The sequence below is a fragment of the Caulobacter sp. S45 genome (genome assembly GCF_903642205.1).
In the GTDB taxonomy this organism is placed as follows: domain Bacteria; phylum Pseudomonadota; class Alphaproteobacteria; order Caulobacterales; family Caulobacteraceae; genus CAHJWH01.
Genome location: NZ_CAHJWH010000059.1, coordinates 1 through 16215, shown reverse-complemented (window position 1 = coordinate 16215; position 16215 = coordinate 1). Strand labels below are relative to the sequence as shown.

The window sequence follows — 16215 nt, the reverse complement described above, 5'->3', positions numbered from 1 at the left end:
ACGCGCCGGATGGGATGACGACTACCTCCAAGCCGTCATCTCCCAAACCGCTTGATCCCTTCAAGCGATTCCCCTGAGCTGAGCCGCGGCCGGCTTGCGCGTCCCGCCGCGCTGGGCCATCTGTCGCCCAACTGTCCCGCAAGGCTCCCCGCCGTGTTCATCCAGACCGAAACCACGCCCAACCCGCTCACCCTGAAGTTCCTGCCGGGCCGCGAGGTCACCGAGGAGGGCACGCGCGAGTTTCGCTCGGCCGAAGAGGCGACAGCCTCTCCCCTCGCTCGAGCCCTGTTTGAGGTGGATGGCGTAAGCCGCGTCTTCTTCGGCCCGGACTTCATCACCGTCAGCCGCGACGCAGGCGATCTGGAATGGCGCCAGCTCAAGGCACCCATCCTGTCGGCGATCATGGACCACTACACCTCCGGCGAGGCGCTGTTCACCGAAGGCTCGACCGCGGAGGGCGGCCATGACGGAGAGACCTACGAGGGCGACGCCGCCCAGATCGTCACCGAGATCAAGGACCTGCTCGACACCCGGGTGCGCCCGGCGGTAGCCCAGGATGGCGGCGACATCCTGTTCAACCGCTTCGATGCGGCGACCGGGATCGTCTACCTTCACATGAAGGGGGCCTGCTCCGGCTGCCCCTCCTCCGCCGCCACCCTGAAGAGTGGGGTGGAGAACCTGCTCAAGCACTACGTGCCCGAAGTGACCGCCGTCGAACAGGCGATCTGAGCCGGCTTGAAACGAGGGGCGAGAACCGCCACACTGACGGTTACATATTCACGATCGTGCAGGACGCCATGACCACGCCCCTCGACGCCGCCAGCCTCGGCCGCCTGTTCCACGAGTCGCGCAGCCGCAACGGCTGGGCCGCGGAGACCCTGCCCGAGCACACCTGGCGCCAGCTGTACGAGTTGGTGAAGTACGGCCCCACCTCCATGAACGCTTCGCCGGCGCGGTTCGTCTTCGTGACCTCCGAAGCGGGGAAGGCGCGCCTGGCGCCCGCGGTGATGGAGAGCAACCGGGCCAAGGTTATGGCTGCGCCCTGCACCGTGATCATCGGCCAGGACATGGCCTTCTACGAGAAGCTGCCCCAGCTGTTCCCGCCCAAGCCGGACGCCTCGCTGATGTTCAGCGGCAACCGGGCGCTGGCCGACGTCACCGCCTTCCGCAACTCTTCGCTCCAGGGCGGCTACCTGATCCTGGCCGCCCGCGGCATGGGGCTGGACGTCGGCCCCATGTCGGGCTTCGACAACGCCGGCGTGGATGCTGAGTTCTTCACCGGCACTTCGGTGAAGTCCAACTTCATCTGCGCACTGGGCCACGGGACCGACGAGTCCTTCCCGCGCCTGCCGCGACTTAGCTTCGAGGAGGCGTGCGAAGTCGTGTGATCGTCCTGGCGCTGGACACCGCGCTCGACGCCTGCTCGGTCGCGGTGGTCGCAGACGGCCAGCCGCTGGCGGTCCGGACGGAGGCGATGGAACGCGGCCACCAGGAGCGGCTCGCCCCCATGGTGGCTGAAGCGATGCAGGCGGCCGGGGTGGCCTTCGCGGCGCTGGACCGGATCGCAGTGACAGTGGGGCCGGGCTCATTCACCGGCCTGCGGGTGGGGCTGGCTTTCGCCAAGGCCATGTCGCTGGCGCTGGGCATTCCCTGCCTGGGTGTCGGCACGCTGGAGGCGCTGGCGGCCAGCGCCCCGGGTCGTAAGGACGCGCCGCTGCTGGTCGCGGCCCTCGACGCCCGGCGTGACCAGCTCTACCTGCAGGCCTTCTCGCGGGCGCGGCCGCTGGGCGATCCGGAGAATCTACCGCTGGAGGCTGCGGTTGAACGGCTGGCCGGCATGGGGGCGGATGAGTCGACGCCCGTTGTAGGCTCCGGGGCGGGCCTGCTCGGGCTCGGTGATCGGGCGCAGCCGACGCCGGACATGATCGATCCCATAGCGCTGGCGCGCCTCGCGGCAGTCCGCCCGAAGCCGGACGGGCGGCCTGCGCCGATGTATCTTCGCGCGCCCGACGCCCGCACCCTCGCCGAGCGCGCCCGGATCGCCCAGACCTGACGCATACGCCGTGGTTCCGCCGCCCCTGATCGTCCCCGCCGGTCCCGACGCCGCATCCGCCCTCGCGGTCCTGCATGCTGCGGCGTTCGAGGCGCCCTGGACGGCGATCGACTTGCAGGGCCTGATCGCCTCCCCGTTCACCATCGCGCTGCAGGCGGGCGCGCCGGCCGCGCCGGTGGGATTCACTCTCGCCCGCGTTGTGGCGGGGGAGGCGGAGATCCTCACCCTGGCCGTCGATCCCGCCGCACGGGGGCGTGGGATCGCACGCGCGCTGGTGGAGGCCGCGGCCGGCCTGGCGCACGCGGCCGGCGCACGGACGATGTGGCTGGAGGTGGCGCAGGATAATTCGGCCGCCCTGGCGCTGTACGCGGTGGCGGGGTTCGAGGAGGCCGGGCGGCGCAAGGGTTATTATCCGCGCAAAGGCGGTCCTGTGGACGCACTCAGCCTGCGGCGTCGTCTTAACAGCGCCCCCGCTTGACCGTATGCTGGCCCTGGCAGGGAGCTTGTGCTTGGACCGGATCGAGAAGCTTTGCGTCGACAAGGGCCTGCGGATGACCGACCAGCGCCGGGTGATCGCCCGCGTGCTGGCCGGGTCGCAGGATCATCCGGACGTGGAGGAGCTATACCGCCGTGCCTCGGGCGTGGACCCGCACATCTCCATCGCCACGGTCTATCGGACCGTGCGCTTGTTCGAGGAGGCCGGTATTATCGCCCGCCACGACTTCCGCGACGGCCGCTCGCGCTACGAGGAGCAGCACGAGGAGCATCACGACCACCTGATCGACATGAAGACCGGCCAGGTGGTGGAGTTCATGGACGACGAGATCGAGCGGCTCCAGGCCAGCATCGCCCGGCGGCTGGGCTACAGGCTGATCGACCACCGGCTGGAGCTGTACGGCGTGCCCCTGTCGGAGCACGAGGGCTGACGCGGCGCACCTTGGAAACGCCGCACGTCCTTCCCATTACCGAGCCCATGACCGATCCCGCGACTCGGGCGCCTGAGGCCGACGGAGTCCTGCCGTCCAAGCGCCTGTTCATCAAGACCTATGGTTGCCAGATGAACGTCTATGACAGCGAGCGCATGGCCGATGTGCTGCGCCCGCTGGGCTACGCCCTGGCCGACACCGTCGAGGACGCGGACCTGGTGGTGCTGAACACCTGTCACATTCGCGAGAAGGCCGCCGAGAAGGTCTATTCCGAAGTCGGGCGGATGAAGGAGCTGCGCGCGCTTAAGCTCGAGGCCGGCCAGGGCCGCATGGGCATTGTGGTGGCCGGCTGCGTCGCCCAGGCCGAAGGTGCGGAGATCATGACCCGCGCTCCCGCCGTAGACCTGGTGGTGGGACCGCAGGCCTATCACCAGCTGCCCGAGCTGATCGCCCGCACGGCCCGCTCGCGCGGCGAACGGCTGGCGGCGCACTTCGCTCCGGACGACAAGTTCGACGCCCTTCCTACCGAACGCCGGGTGGACGGACCCACCGCCTTCCTGACCGTGCAGGAAGGTTGCGACAAGTTCTGCACCTTCTGCGTGGTGCCTTACACACGCGGCGCCGAATACGCACGCCCCGTCGCCGCCGTGCTGGCGGAAGCCCGCAGCCTCGCCGACCAGGGCGTGCACGAGGTCACCCTGCTCGGCCAGAACGTCAACGCCTATGCGGGCGCTGGCCCGAACGGCGAGCTGTGGTCGCTCGCGCGCCTGGCGCGGACGCTCGCCGACATCCCAGGCCTGTCGCGCATCCGCTACACCACCAGCCACCCTCGAGACATGGCCGACGACCTGATCACAGCGCATGGCGAGGTCGAGGCGCTCATGCCCTACCTGCACCTGCCCGTGCAGTCCGGCTCGGACCGGCTGCTGAAGGCCATGAACCGCGGCCACACCGCCGACAGCTACCTGCAGCTGGTGGAGCGCATCCGCGGCGCGCGCGTCGACATGGCGCTCTCGGGCGACTTCATCGTTGGTTTTCCCGGCGAGACGGAGGCGGACTTCGAGGCGACGCTGCAGCTGGTGAAGGCCGTCGGCTACGCGTCGGCCTTCACCTTCAAGTATTCGCCCCGCCCAGGCACGCCGGCGGCCCTCCTGCCGAGCCAGGTTTCGGAATCGGTCAAAGCGGAGCGGCTGGGGACGCTCCAGGACCTGCTCGGCGCCCAAACTCGCGCCTTCAGCGCCGCATGCGTCGGCCGGCGCCTGCCGGTCCTGCTGGAGAAGCGTGGTCGTCAGGCAGGCCAGTTGATCGGCCGCAGCCCCTATCTGCAGGCGGTCTGGACGGAGGCGCCGGAGGCCTTGCTGGGGCAGGTCGTGGACATCGAAATAACGAGCGTCGGACCTAACAGCCTGTCGGGCCGCCTGGTCTCGGCGTCAACCAATGTCCGCTCATGCGAGCCGCAAACCTTTCTTTCGCCTCATCCTGAGGGCGACCGACTGGGCGGCGCTCAGGCCCGCGTCCACCCGGCTAACGAGACGGCCGCTTGAGCCGCGACACGGAGGAGTTCCTACCCCTCGGCGACGCGGCCGTACGCGCAGTGGCCGGTCCACGCAGCCGCCATGCGGCCCTGGTGGAGGACGCCTTCAAGGTGCTGCTGGAGACGCCGGGCGGCGGCGTGCGCCTGAAGGGCGATCAGCGCGGCCGCACCGCCGCCCGCCGCGCCGTCAGCGGCATCGCCTCCCGGGTGGAAGCTGGCGCCGAAGTGACCGAGGCTGACGTCCGTGCCGCCATCATCGCCGCCCGCACGGGGGAGAACGCGCCCATGGCGGGCTCCGGCCCCGCCCTGCCGATCGGCCGGCGAGGCGCCATCGCCGCAAAGACCGCCGCCCAGGCCCGCTACCTGGAAGCGCTGGGCGCCCACGACCTCACCTTCGGCGTCGGCCCGGCCGGCACGGGCAAGACGTTCCTGGCGGTCGCTTACGGCGCCTCGCTGCTGATGCGGGGCGAGGTGGACCGGCTGATCGTCACCCGCCCGGCGGTGGAGGCCGGCGAGCGGCTGGGCTTCCTGCCGGGCGACCTGACCGAGAAGGTCGACCCCTACCTCGCCCCCATCTGGGAGGCGCTCGGCGACATCATGGGTGCCGAACCGCTCCGTCGGCGGCGGGAGCGAGGCGAGATCGAGGTGGCTCCCATCGCCTTCATGCGGGGGCGCACCCTGGCCCACGCCTACGTCATCGTGGACGAGGCGCAGAACACCTCGCGCCTGCAGATGAAGATGGTGCTGACGCGCCTCGGTGAAGGGGCGCGGATGGCGGTGACCGGCGATCCGACCCAGGTGGACCTGGTTAACGCCCGTGACAGCGGCCTGGCCCATGCCACGCGCATCCTGGAAGGCGTTCAGAGCGTGGCGGTCGCCCGCTTCGAGGCGAGCGATGTGGTCCGCCATCCGCTCGTGGAGCGCATCGTCAAGGCCTACGACGCGGATGCCGAACGGGCCTCGCGGCGACCGCCGCCCGTCGGCGGCTCGGAAAACCAGCCGTGATCGAGGTGGAGGTGGAGGATGAGGCCTGGCGCGAAGTGGCGGAGGTCGAGACGCTGGTGACTTCCGCGGCCGAGGCGGCGCTCGAGGATCGAACCTCTGGCGACCTTGCTGTCCTGCTGACCGACGACCAGGCCGTCCGAGACCTGAACAGCCGCTTTCGGGGCAAGGCCGCCCCCACCAACGTCCTGTCCTTTCCCGCCTCTCAAACCGCGCACCCGCATCTAGGCGACATCGCCCTGGCCCACGGCGTCTGCGCGGCCGAGGCGGCGGCCCAGGGCAAGCGGCTCGCCGACCACCTGTCGCATCTGGTCGTGCACGGCGTGCTGCATCTTCTAGGCTACGACCACGAAGCCGACGCGCCGGCGGCGGCTATGGAAGCCATGGAGCGCGACATCCTCTCCCGGCTCGGCGTCGCCGATCCCTATGGGCAGGACCGCGTCCATGTCGGATCCTGAAGGCCGAAGTCCCGACGCCGGCTCCACCCGCCAGTCGCGCCGGGCGGCCAAGCCCGGCTGGATGGCGCAGTGGCTGCAGCGCGATCCGGTCGCCCAGGCCACGCCGCCCGACCCCACGGCCGACGCCAGCCAGGCCGAGGTCGACATCGTCGATCAGGCCGAAGCCTTCCAGACCCTGCGCGTCTCCGACGTGATGACGCCCCGCGCCGACATCCTGGCGCTGGAGGTCTCGCTGCCGCTGCTGGAGGTCGTGCGCCGCTTCCTCGACTCCGAGCACTCCCGCATGCCGGTCTACCGCGAGAGTTTGGACGACCCGATCGGGGTGGTGCACATCAAGGACCTGATGCGCCAGATCGCGCCTGTGGAGGGACGCGAGCCGCTGGTGGACGGCGCCTGGAGCGAGCCGGTGCTGCACCGGCTGCGGCGCGACCTTCTCTACGTCCCCGCCAGCATGCGCGCCGCCGACCTGCTGCTGCGCATGCGCGTGGCCCGCATCCACATGGCCCTGGTGATCGACGAGTTCGGCGGCACCGACGGGCTGGTCACCCTGGAGGATCTGGTCGAGGCCGTGGTTGGCGAGATCAGCGACGAGCACGACGAACAGGCCGAGCCCCAGATCGTCGCGCGCCCCGGCGGCCTGCTGGAAGCCGACGCGCGGGTGCCCCTGGACGAGCTTGAGGTCCTCCTCGGCCACTCCCTCGCCCTGCCTGATCCGGAGGAGGACATCGACACCGTGGCCGGGCTGGTCGTCGCCCTGGCCGGCCGGGTGCCCCAGCGGGGCGAGGTGATTCCCCATCCCGATGGCGTGGAGTTCGAGGTGGTCGAGGCCGATCCCCGCCGCATCCGGCGCCTGCGCATCCGTCCGGCCACGCCCAATGTAGAGCCCGAAGCGCTGAGGCCCGTTGATAAGCTGATCTCGCCCTACGGGGACCCGGGCGCGGACGCGGCCACTTGAGCTCGTCTGTCTCGGCCGAATTCGATCCCGCCGCCAGACGCGGGGCCGGTGGCGGCCGAGGACTGCTGCTCGCGCTGGCCGGAGGTGGGGCGGCCGCCCTGGCGCATCCGCCGTTCGGCGTTTGGCCCGGCATCTTCGGGTTTGCGCTGATCGCCTTCTCCATCGACCGGGCCGCGCCTAAGCGACCGCTGCTGTCGGCGCTCGCGCGAGGGTGGGCTGCGGGCTTCGCCTACCTGCTGGTCGGCACCTGGTGGATCGCGGAGGCCTTCTTCGTGGACGCCGCGACCCATGCCTGGCAGGCGCCGCTGGCCATCCTGTTCACCGCCGGCGGGATCGGCGTGTTCTGGGGCGGGGCAGGCCTCGTCTACCGGGTAATCGCGCCGACGGGCGGCCAGCGCGTGCTGGTGTTCGCCGCAGTCTGGTCGCTGTTCGAGTGGCTGCGCGGCCATGTCCTCACCGGCTTCCCCTGGGACCTCCCGGGCGAGGCGTGGCGGGCGGGCTCCGCGCCCTCCCAGACCGCCAGCCTGATCGGCGCCTACGGCATGACCTTCGTCACCGTGGCCATCGGCGCTGCGCCGCTGACCCTGTCAGAACCTAGACGTCCCAGGGCCGCGGCGACCAGTCTGGCTCTGGCTGGAGCCGCCCTCGCCTTCCTATGGGGGTTCGGCGCGATCCGCCTGGCCCGGCCCGAACCGCCCGACCAGGCGCTCCGTCTGCGGGTGGTGCAGCCCGGCCTGGCGGAGGAGCCGGTCTGGACGGACGCCATCCTGCGTAAGCGGGTGGACCGCTTCATGCGCCTGACCGCCTGGCCCGCCGCCAAGCGGCCTGACTTGGTCATATGGCCCGAGGGGGCGATGCCCTACTCTCTGGAGGAGTTCTTCTCGCAGGGCAGTGGACCCGCCGCGGCCTTGGCCCGCGCCATGACCCCAGGGCAGGTGCTGTTCGACGGAGGGTATCGGGTGGACGAGACCGCCGGTCGCTCCCGCTATTACAACAGTATGCTGGTGGTGAAGCGGACCGGCGACGGCTTCCAGCCGCTCGGCGTCTATGACAAGTACCGCCTGGTGCCGTTCGGAGAGTTTCTGCCGGCCCCCTGGCTGTTCTCGCTCATCCATTTGACCAGTCTGGTGCAGAACGGGGTCGCCTTCACGCCCGGTCCGCGGCCCACGCCCATGACCCCCCTGGGCCTGCCGCGCATGCAGCCGCTGATCTGCTATGAGGCGCTGTTCCCCGGCTTCACCTCGTCGGTGGGCGGACGCCCCGACTGGATCGTCAACATCTCGGACGACGCCTGGTTCGGGCGCACGACCGGCCCGCTGCAGCACCTGAACCTCGCCAGCTACCGCGCCATCGAGGAGGGGCTGCCCATCGTGAGGGCGACGCCCACCGGCGTGTCGGCGATCGTGGACGCTCGAGGGCGCGTCCGCGCTCGGCTCGGACTCGGACGTCAGGGGATCATCGACGGGCCTCTGCCGGGTCGCCTGCCGCCGACCCAGTATTCACGATGGCATGAACTACCGTTTTACGTGTTTGTCTTTGTCGGACTCGCGTTTTCGTTGGTGAGACGAGCGCCAGGTGAGGCTGACGTCAAGCAACCAAGGCTGCAAACCTCGCTCCAACGTTGACAGATCTGTGCTGGCGAGGTTTCAACAACGTATGGATGAGTCGAGCGATGATCGGTCTCCGAACCCCATCGACGTGCATGTCGGTGACCGGGTCCGCCGTCGGCGACGTGCGCTCGGCGTCAGCCAGGAGCAGCTTGCCGACCAGCTCGGCCTCACCTTCCAGCAGGTCCAGAAGTACGAGCGCGGGGCCAACCGCGTCAGTTGCTCAAAGCTCTACCAGATCGCCAGCGCGTTGCAGGCCTCCATCGCCTATTTCTTCGAAGGCCTGCCCGATCCCGTACGCGCCGCCGGCGTGGCTGAGGAGTCTCCTGCGGCCTTTGTCCACGACCTGCCGCTCACGCCGGAGGAACGCCTGTTCACCGGCCTCCTGTCCCGGATCGATAGCCGGCAGGTCCGCAAGCGCCTGCTGGAACTCGTGAAGACCCTGGCGGAGGCTCCGGCCGAGGACACGACCTAAGCCTCGCCCCTGTTCGACGGATCGCCGCCGCGCGCTCTCAACCGCCTCGTCCTAGTGGCCGTGCCGCTTCAACCCACGGCGCTCATGGCCCATAGAGGACCTCCTGCCGCGGGGCTGCGGACGGAGAGACGCGATGCGTGATCCCACGGTCAACGAAGTCGAGCTCCTCGAGCTGCGGCCCACCCAGATGACCGTGGGCCTGCACGAGGTGGCCGCCAAGCGGCGGGAATGGCGTGAAGCCAGGGCCGGGAAGCGTCTCAAAATCCTCGGCGGCCATGCAGTGCCGACTGTGCTCGGGCCCAAGGGCCGCTACTATGTGGTCGACCATCACCACCTCGCCCGTGCGCTGCTCGACGAAGGCGAAAAGACGCTGCAGGTCTACATCCTGAGCGATCTCCGCGCGGTGGAGAAGGCGGCGTTCTGGACGGTGCTGGACAACAGCGGCTGGTGCCACGCCTACGATCACAGGGGCCGCCGGTGCGAGCTCTCCGACATCCCGAAGTCCTTGGCCGACATGAAGGACGACCCCTACCGCAGCCTGGCCGGCCAGCTCCGCCGCTCGGGCGGGTTCGCCAAGACGGACAAGCCATTCTCCGAGTTCATCTGGGCCGACTTCCTGCGCCGCCGGGTGGAGCAGGATATGGTGGAGACCGATTTCGCCGGGGCGTTAGTCAAGGCGCTGGAGTGCGCCAAGGCGCAGGACGCGCGTTACCTGCCGGGCTGGTGCGGCGTAGAGCCGGGGTAGTCCTCTTCCCCCTCCCTGGGGACGGCGGAAGGGTCGCTTATGGCGGCACTTCTATCCTCCCCTGCGAAGCGGGGGGAGGGGGACCGAGCGCAGCGGGGTGGAGGGGGCTCGTAGGGCGCCGCGGCATCCGCCGTCGCGGCCAGCGAGCCCCCTCACCAGGCTTCGCCTAATTTCCTCCCCCGCTGCGCAGGGGGAGATGAGATCACCGCCAAGCGTAGTTGAAGCTGACGCTGATCCGCTCCGCCTTCGCCCCGTTCGGCGGGACCTCGTGGCGGAGCCAGCTCTCCCACATCAGCAGGGTTCCCGCCTCCGGCTGCAGGTAGACGAAGGGCCGCTGGTAGGCGGCCGCGTCGGGCCGGCGCGGCGGCGCGGCCATGGTCATCGGCAGGCGCGGGTCCTCCAGCTTCAGCGCACTCGCGCCGGCGGGCGTCCGCACGTAGTAGGTCCCCGACAGCACGCTGTGGGGGTGCAGGTGTCCGCTGTGGCCAGCGCCCGGCTTCAGGACGTTGACCCACAGGCTGTCCAGCTTCAGCCGCTTGCCGCCGAGATCGTAAGCCAGCCGCGCGGCGAAGCTGTTGGCCTCCCGGTCCAGCTTCTTCTTCAGCTCGGCGAATTCCGGCATGCGCCTGGGGAGGTCGTCCAGGGAGGCGTAGGAGGTGTAGCCGCCATAGCCCTGCGCCTTGCACCAGGCGCGCCCGGCGCGATCCTCTGCGGCCAGGCTGAGGCAGGCCCGCTCCAGCTCGGCGTTGAAGGCGTCGAACCCACGTTGTAAAGCGAGGTCCGCCCGGTAGACCTCGGTGACGAAAAAGGCGTGCAGCGCGTCTTCGCTCACTCGCTTGGGCCCCGCACCACCTCCAGCACCGCCGCGCCGTAGCGGTCGAGCTTGCCCTGGCCGACGCCGCTGACCGCGCCGAGCCGCCCCAGGTCGGAAGGCCGGACCTGGGCGATCTCCAGCAGGGTCTTGTCGTGGAAGATAACGTAGGGAGGCACCGACTGGAGCTGGGCCTGCCCCTTGCGCCAGGCCCGCAGCGCCTCGAACAGCGCGCTCGTCTGGGGCGACTCCGCCGCCAGCGGGCCCGTCCGCTCGTAGTCCTGGCGATCGCGGCGCACCCGCTCGCGCCGGGGCGCAGGCGCGCGCACCTCCACCTTGCGCTCGCCGCGGTAGACCTCGCGCACCGCCGCAGGGTCGCCGAGCGCCACCAGGGGGCGGCCGTCGTTGGGCTCCTCCCGCAACAGGCCGTCGAACAGAAGCTGGTCGAGCAGCGACCGCCATTCCACCGCCGACCGGTCCGCCCCCACCCCGAAGGTGGAGAGCTGCGCCTCGAACAGCTGCACGTCCCGGGTCTTGCCGAGCAGGTGGTCCACCACCCGCCCACGCCCGAACCGGCCGCCCAGCCTGTGCACCGCCGAAAGGGCCATCTGGGCCGGCTTGGTGGCGTCGTGCGCCTCGGGCGGCGAGGTGCAGAGGTCGCATTGGCCGCAAGGCTCCACCACTTCCTCGCCGAAGTAGCGCCGCACCGCCACCGCGCGGCAGGCCAGCCCGTCGAGCATGGCGTAGAGCTGGCGGGCCTTGCGCACCTGCACCTGTTTTACCTCGGCCGAGACCTCGCGCTCGTCGATGCGCCGGAGCGCCCAGGCGAGGTCGGAGGCGCCGTAGAGGGTGATCCCCTCCGCCGGCTGGCCGTCACGGCCCGCCCGGCCCACCTCCTGCCAGTAGGCCTCGACCGAGGCCGGCGGGTCGGCGTGGATCACGTAGCGGACGTCGGGCTTGTCGATGCCCATGCCGAAGGCGATGGTGGCCACGATCACCGCCTCGTCCTCGTCCAGGAACCGCTTCAGCCGGTCCTCGCGCACGCGCTTGTCCAGGCCCGCGTGGTAGGCCAGCGCCGGCACGCCGACGCCTGCCAGCCGGTCGGCCAGCTCGTCGGTGCTCTTGCGCGAGCCCGCATAGATCACACCGGCCCGGTCTGGCCGCGCCTGCACCAGCTGCTGCACCCGGGCGTGGGCGCCGACGGAGGTCTTGCGCTCGGCCTGGAGCTGCAGCTCGGGCCGGGCGAAGCTGTCGACGAACTCGGCGGCGCCCTGCAGTCGCAGCTCGGTGCGGATGTCCTCGCGTGTGCGGGCGTCGGCGGTGGCGGTCACCGCCAGGCGAGGGACAGCTGGGAAGACCTCGGCCAGCCGGCCGAGGCTGCGATACTCCGGGCGGAAGTCGTGGCCCCACTGGCTGACGCAGTGCGCCTCGTCGATGGCCACGAGCGCCAGCGGTCGGTTGGACAGCCGCTCCAGCATGGCACCGGCCATAAGCCCCTCGGGCGAGACGTAGAGGAGATCGAGCGTTCCCTCCCCGATCCGCCGCCAGGTGGCCTGACGCTCGTCGGAGGTGGCGTTGGAATCCAGCCGCGCCGCCGCCACGCCCAGCTGCTGCAGCCCCGCCACCTGGTCGGCCATCAGCGCGATCAGGGGGGAGACCACCAGCCCCAGGCCCGGACGGATGAGGGCGGGGATCTGGTAGCACAGGCTCTTGCCGCCGCCGGTGGGCAGGACGGCGAGCGCGCTGCGCCCTGCCAGCACCTCGCCCACAACCCCTGCCTGCAGGCCGCGGAAGTCCTGGTGGCCGAAGGTGCGGCGAAGCACCTCGCGGGCGGACTCCACCGGCGCGTCGAAGGCCATGTCGGTTATATACCTGTTTTGTTCACGGTTGACCACGCCCGACTTGCTCAGCCCCGCCCGGTAGAGCCGAAGCCGCCCTCGCCCCGCTCGGTCGCGCCGTGGACCTCCACAACGTCCCACTCCACCCGGCCATGGGCGGCGACGACCAGCTGGGCGATGCGGTCGCCGCGATGCACGACGAAGGACTCCTGGCCTAGGTTGGCCAGGATCACGCCCACCTCGCCTCGGTAGTCGCTGTCCACCGTCCCGGGCGAGTTCAGGCAGGTGATCCCGTGCTTCAGCGCCAGGCCGGAGCGCGGCCGCACCTGGGCCTCGTACCCCTCCGGAACGGCGATCTTCAGACCCGTGGGCGCCAGGGCCCGGCCGCCGGGCGGCAGGACGAGGGGCGCATCGGCGGGCACGGCGGCGCGCAGGTCCATGCCCGCCGCGCCCGCGCTGACGTAGGAGGGCAGATCAAGCCCCTCGTGATGGGGGAGCGCCAGGACCTCGACGATCAGCTTCATGCCAGCGCCTCCGCGATCCTCGCCGCCAGGTGTTCGGCGATGGCGGACTTGGAGCCTGGCGGCCAAGCCTCCACCCCCTGGCGGGTCACCAGCAGGACGGTGTTGTCCTCGCCCCCGAACACCCCGGGCGTGGAGACGTCGTTGGCCAGCAGCCAGTCGCAGCCCTTGCGCTCCAGCTTGGCGCAGGCGTTGGCCTCCACGTCCTGGGTCTCGGCCGCGAAGCCCACCACCAGGCGCGGTCGGCGGGGGCTGGGGGCGGAGAGGCCCGCCAGGATGTCGGGGGTCTCCACCAGCCGGATCGGTTCGGGCGCGCCGCCTTGAGCCTTCTTCAGCTTGCGCTCGGCGACGTGTTCGGGCCGCCAGTCGGCCACGGCCGCCACCAGCACTGCGGCGTCGACAGGCAGGGCGGCCTCGCAGGCGGCCTGCATGTCGCGCGCGCTCAAAACGTCCACCCGCCGCACGCCCAACGGCGCAGCCAGGGCGGTCGGCCCCGAGACCAGGGTCACCTCGGCGCCGATCCGCGCCAGGGCGCCGGCGATGGCGTAGCCCTGCTTGCCGCTGGACTGGTTGGTCAGGTAGCGGACCGGGTCGATGGCCTCGCGCGTCGGGCCGGCGGTGACCAGGACGCGGCGCCCCTCTAGCGGGCGAGGCTGCGGCGACGCTCCCTGGCCGAGCAGGTCCACCACCGCATCGACGATGGCTTCCGGCTCCGCCAGCCGTCCCTCGCCGAACTCGCCGCAGGCCATGGCGCCCTCGGTCGGCCCCACGAAGCGGACGCCGTCCGCCTTCAGCCGCGCCAGGTTCCGGAGCGTGGCGGGGTGGGTCCACATGCGCACGTTCATGGCCGGCGCCATCAGCACGGGCTTGTCGGTGGCCAGCAGGGTGGTGGAAGCGAGATCGTCCGCCAGACCGGCCGCCGCCTTGGCCATCAGGTCGGCGGTGGCGGGGACCACGACCAGCAGGTCGGCCGAGCGCGACAGCTCGATATGGCCCATCCCCGCCTCGTCGATCAGCGAGAACAGGTCCTGGTAGACCTTGTCCTCGCAGAGCGCGCTCAGCGACAGCGGGGTGACGAACTGCGACCCCGCGCGGGTAAGCAATGGGCGCACCGCGACCCCGCGCTTCCGGAGCAGCCGCGCCAGCTCCAGCGCCTTGAAGGCCGCCACCCCGCCGCCGACGATGAGCAGGACGCGCTTGCCGCTCAAGCTGAAAGCCCCTCTGCCAAACAGCCTAGCGCCTCCCACGGCCACATCGAAAGCACAAGACAAGGCCCGAGATTTCGCGTTAAGGTTTTCTGTCGGGTGGAGCCGACCTGGGGTGTAGACGGGGGTTTCAGGGGATGAACCATTTGAAGGCGGCCGCTCGGGCCGGAGTGATCGCGCTGTGCGCCTGCGCGGCGCTGGCGGGGTGTAGCCGCAGCAGCGGCACCGGCCCCGCAGCCTCGGCCGGGTCGCAGGGCGGCGCCAGCTTCGGCGGCAACGGCCAGGCCTATGCCAGCGACCGGGGGAGCCGCGGCGGCTACGGCGGCGGCTATGGCGCCGAGGATCGCGCCCCCGTGCCGCTGTTCCACGGCGAGCCGATGTGGAGCGAGAACCGCGCCCACTCCGCCAAGGAGAATGCGGAGTACCACTTCCAGCAGGCCGGACCCGACCTGGGCTCCAAGACGCTAGACGACTTCCTGACCAAGGTGCACCGCTTCGGCGACCACCCGCCGCCGGGCACCCTGAAGCTGGTTCGCCCCAACGGCGACCGGCTGCAGTACGATCCCAAGGCCAATCTTTTCGCGGTCTTCACCCGCCAGGGCGCGCCCCGCACGGTGTTCAAGCCCTCCAGCGGCATGGACTATTGGACCCAGCAGAAGGCCCGCGAGCAGGCGGACGCCAGCGGCGGGGGCGGTGGATACCGGCGGCGGTCTTATGGCGGCGGATATGGCGGGGGGTATGGCCGCAGCGAAGGCGGCGGATCGATGTCCGGCGACCAGGGGCAGTAGCGATCGGACTTATCTACTCCTGTCATCCCGGACGGCGAAGCCGATCCGGGACCCAGGGCCCGAGCGCCCGACGGCGGCCCTGGGTTCCGGACAAGCGCTGACGCGCCTTCCGGGATGACAGGAAAGATGACGCGCCAGCGTTCGCAGTTAACCGTTCGGTGGGGATGGCGGCGATAGGCTGAAGCAAGTTCCAGGCCAGGAGGGCCAAGGATGGCGCTCAGCCCCCGTCTCGAGTTCCGGCAAGGCCAGAGCCTCGTCATCACGCCCCAGCTGCAGCAGGCGATCAAGCTGCTGCAGCTCTCCAACATCGAACTCGACGTCTTCGTCGAGGCCGAGCTGGAGCGCAACCCCCTGCTCGCCCGGGACGAGCCGGACGTGGACGAGGGCGGCGGCGACGAGGCGCCGGTGGCCTCCGAAACCAGCGCCCTCGCCGACAGCGCTCCGGGCGGAGCGGTGGAGAGCGACCTGGACGCCCGCCACGACGACGTGCACGCCGACGCCTCCCCCGGCGACCGCGCCTGCGGCGACGCCCCTCCGGCCGAAGGCGCTGACGCGGGCCTGCTCGGCGACTGGTCCAAGGCCTCCAAGGGCGGAGCGTTCGAAGGTGAAGGCGATGATTTCGCCGCCACCCTTCGCCGCGACCCCACCCTGCACGAACATCTGCACGAGCAGATCGCGCTGCTGGCGCTGGCGCCCGCCGACGCCGCCGTCGCCGCCGTGCTCACCGATGCGGTGGACGAGGGCGGCTATCTGCGCGCCGAGCTGGAGGAGGTGGCCCTCCGCCTCGGCTGCGACCTCGCGCGGGTCGGGGGCGTGCTGGCCCGGCTGCAGGGGCTCGGCCCCACCGGCGTCTTCGCCCGTGACGTCCGCGAGTGCCTGATGCTGCAGCTGCGCGAGCGCGACCGGCTCGACCCCGCCATGCAGGCCCTGCTGGACCACCTGCCCCTGCTCGCCCGCCGCGACATGCCGGCGCTGCGCAAGCTCTGCAGCGTGGACGACGAGGACCTGCGCGACATGATCGCCGAGGTCCGCGCCCTGACGCCCCGCCCGGGCTCCGCCTTTGGCTCCGAGCCGGTCCAGGCGGTGACGCCGGATGTCTTCGTGCGCGCCGACGGCTTGGGCCTGTGGCGGGTGGAGCTGAACTCCGACACCCTGCCCCGCGTCCTGCTCGACCGCCGCTACCACGCAAAGGTATCCGGCGGCGCGCGGACCGATGCGGAGAAGACCTTCGTCGCCGACTGCCACGCCCAGGCCAACTGGCTGGTGAAGAGCCTGGACCAGCGGGTCCGCACCATCC

At 70.8% G+C, this 16215-nt stretch carries 18 protein-coding genes; 14 read left to right on the top strand and 4 right to left on the bottom strand.

What is annotated here, in order from left to right; translation table 11 throughout:
• Positions 1 to 153: 153 nt before the first annotated feature.
• From HUV06_RS07975 to HUV06_RS07920, 12 genes are all read left to right on the top strand, one after another.
• The gene (locus HUV06_RS07975; RefSeq protein ID WP_174300740.1) at positions 154 to 729 is read left to right on the top strand and encodes a NifU family protein; all 576 of its coding nucleotides are present in this window, start codon (positions 154 to 156) and stop codon (positions 727 to 729) included.
• A gap of 68 nt (positions 730 to 797) precedes the next feature.
• Positions 798 to 1388: a malonic semialdehyde reductase gene (locus tag HUV06_RS07970; protein ID WP_174300739.1), complete on the top strand. Its 591-nt coding sequence runs from the start codon at positions 798 to 800 to the stop codon at positions 1386 to 1388.
• On the top strand, positions 1385 to 2053 hold the full coding sequence (gene tsaB, locus HUV06_RS07965; protein ID WP_371811026.1) for a tRNA (adenosine(37)-N6)-threonylcarbamoyltransferase complex dimerization subunit type 1 TsaB: 669 nt from the start codon (positions 1385 to 1387) through the stop codon (positions 2051 to 2053). The genes HUV06_RS07970 and tsaB overlap by 4 nt, the downstream gene beginning before the upstream one ends.
• A gap of 10 nt (positions 2054 to 2063) precedes the next feature.
• On the top strand, positions 2064 to 2531 hold the full coding sequence (locus HUV06_RS07960) for a GNAT family N-acetyltransferase (RefSeq protein WP_254600979.1): 468 nt from the start codon (positions 2064 to 2066) through the stop codon (positions 2529 to 2531).
• A gap of 31 nt (positions 2532 to 2562) precedes the next feature.
• Positions 2563 to 2979 carry a Fur family transcriptional regulator gene (locus HUV06_RS07955; RefSeq protein WP_174300738.1) on the top strand — a complete coding sequence of 139 codons (417 nt, stop codon included), beginning with the start codon at positions 2563 to 2565 and terminating at the stop codon, positions 2977 to 2979.
• Between the two features lie 47 nt (positions 2980 to 3026).
• Positions 3027 to 4523: a tRNA (N6-isopentenyl adenosine(37)-C2)-methylthiotransferase MiaB gene (gene miaB / locus HUV06_RS07950; RefSeq protein WP_174300737.1), complete on the top strand. Its 1497-nt coding sequence runs from the start codon at positions 3027 to 3029 to the stop codon at positions 4521 to 4523.
• Positions 4520 to 5518 (top strand): PhoH family protein, encoded by a 999-nt coding sequence (locus HUV06_RS07945; protein ID WP_174300736.1) that lies wholly within the window; start codon positions 4520 to 4522, stop codon positions 5516 to 5518. The genes miaB and HUV06_RS07945 overlap by 4 nt, the downstream gene beginning before the upstream one ends.
• Entirely contained in the window at positions 5515 to 5973 is a 459-nt protein-coding gene (gene ybeY, locus HUV06_RS07940) for an rRNA maturation RNase YbeY (RefSeq protein WP_174300735.1), read from the top strand. The genes HUV06_RS07945 and ybeY overlap by 4 nt, the downstream gene beginning before the upstream one ends.
• Positions 5974 to 6034: 61 nt before the next feature.
• Positions 6035 to 6928 carry a hemolysin family protein gene (locus HUV06_RS07935; protein ID WP_371811027.1) on the top strand — a complete coding sequence of 298 codons (894 nt, stop codon included), beginning with the start codon at positions 6035 to 6037 and terminating at the stop codon, positions 6926 to 6928.
• The gene (gene lnt / locus HUV06_RS07930) at positions 6925 to 8553 is read left to right on the top strand and encodes an apolipoprotein N-acyltransferase (protein WP_174300733.1); all 1629 of its coding nucleotides are present in this window, start codon (positions 6925 to 6927) and stop codon (positions 8551 to 8553) included. Before HUV06_RS07935 ends, lnt begins: the two co-directional genes overlap by 4 nt.
• 31 nt (positions 8554 to 8584) lie before the next feature.
• Entirely contained in the window at positions 8585 to 9010 is a 426-nt protein-coding gene (locus HUV06_RS07925) for a helix-turn-helix domain-containing protein (protein WP_174300732.1), read from the top strand.
• Between the two features lie 133 nt (positions 9011 to 9143).
• On the top strand, positions 9144 to 9755 hold the full coding sequence (locus HUV06_RS07920) for a ParB-like protein (RefSeq protein ID WP_174300731.1): 612 nt from the start codon (positions 9144 to 9146) through the stop codon (positions 9753 to 9755).
• Positions 9756 to 9957: 202 nt separating this feature from the next.
• Here the strand turns inward: HUV06_RS07920 and HUV06_RS07915 are convergent, their stop codons facing one another.
• Genes HUV06_RS07915 through coaBC form a run of 4 tightly spaced genes read right to left on the bottom strand, consistent with a single transcriptional unit; the run spans position 9958 to position 14133 of the window.
• Positions 9958 to 10587 (bottom strand): TIGR02466 family protein, encoded by a 630-nt coding sequence (locus HUV06_RS07915; protein WP_254600977.1) that lies wholly within the window; start codon positions 10585 to 10587, stop codon positions 9958 to 9960.
• Positions 10584 to 12425 (bottom strand): DNA helicase RecQ, encoded by a 1842-nt coding sequence (gene recQ / locus HUV06_RS07910; protein ID WP_174300730.1) that lies wholly within the window; start codon positions 12423 to 12425, stop codon positions 10584 to 10586. The genes HUV06_RS07915 and recQ overlap by 4 nt, the downstream gene beginning before the upstream one ends.
• A 47-nt stretch (positions 12426 to 12472) precedes the next feature.
• The gene (gene dut / locus HUV06_RS07905) at positions 12473 to 12928 is read right to left on the bottom strand and encodes a dUTP diphosphatase (RefSeq protein ID WP_174300729.1); all 456 of its coding nucleotides are present in this window, start codon (positions 12926 to 12928) and stop codon (positions 12473 to 12475) included.
• A complete protein-coding gene (gene coaBC, locus HUV06_RS07900; protein ID WP_174300728.1) occupies positions 12925 to 14133 on the bottom strand; it encodes a bifunctional phosphopantothenoylcysteine decarboxylase/phosphopantothenate--cysteine ligase CoaBC in 1209 nt (402 codons plus the stop codon). The genes dut and coaBC overlap by 4 nt, the downstream gene beginning before the upstream one ends.
• Before the next feature lie 143 nt (positions 14134 to 14276).
• On the opposite strand from coaBC, the gene HUV06_RS07895 reads away from it, so the two are divergent.
• Both HUV06_RS07895 and HUV06_RS07890 read left to right on the top strand, forming a co-directional pair.
• On the top strand, positions 14277 to 14918 hold the full coding sequence (locus HUV06_RS07895) for a hypothetical protein (protein ID WP_174300727.1): 642 nt from the start codon (positions 14277 to 14279) through the stop codon (positions 14916 to 14918).
• A 210-nt stretch (positions 14919 to 15128) separates the two neighbouring features.
• Positions 15129 to 16215 (top strand): RNA polymerase sigma-54 factor (locus tag HUV06_RS07890; protein WP_174300726.1); only part of this gene is annotated, 1087 nt, incomplete at its 3' end.

What these genes read in the sequence shown, in the direction of transcription:
- HUV06_RS07935 (WP_371811027.1), top strand. Translation starts at nt 6,035, where the DNA reads ATGGCGCAGTGGCTGCAGCGCGATCCGGTCGCCCAGGCCACGCCGCCC.
- HUV06_RS07925 (WP_174300732.1), top strand. Translation starts at nt 8,585, where the DNA reads ATGGATGAGTCGAGCGATGATCGGTCTCCGAACCCCATCGACGTGCAT.
- miaB (WP_174300737.1), top strand. Translation starts at nt 3,027, where the DNA reads ATGACCGATCCCGCGACTCGGGCGCCTGAGGCCGACGGAGTCCTGCCG.
- recQ (WP_174300730.1), bottom strand. Translation starts at nt 12,425, where the DNA reads ATGGCCTTCGACGCGCCGGTGGAGTCCGCCCGCGAGGTGCTTCGCCGC.
- HUV06_RS07920 (WP_174300731.1), top strand. Translation starts at nt 9,144, where the DNA reads ATGCGTGATCCCACGGTCAACGAAGTCGAGCTCCTCGAGCTGCGGCCC.
- HUV06_RS07970 (WP_174300739.1), top strand. Translation starts at nt 798, where the DNA reads ATGACCACGCCCCTCGACGCCGCCAGCCTCGGCCGCCTGTTCCACGAG.
- dut (WP_174300729.1), bottom strand. Translation starts at nt 12,928, where the DNA reads ATGAAGCTGATCGTCGAGGTCCTGGCGCTCCCCCATCACGAGGGGCTT.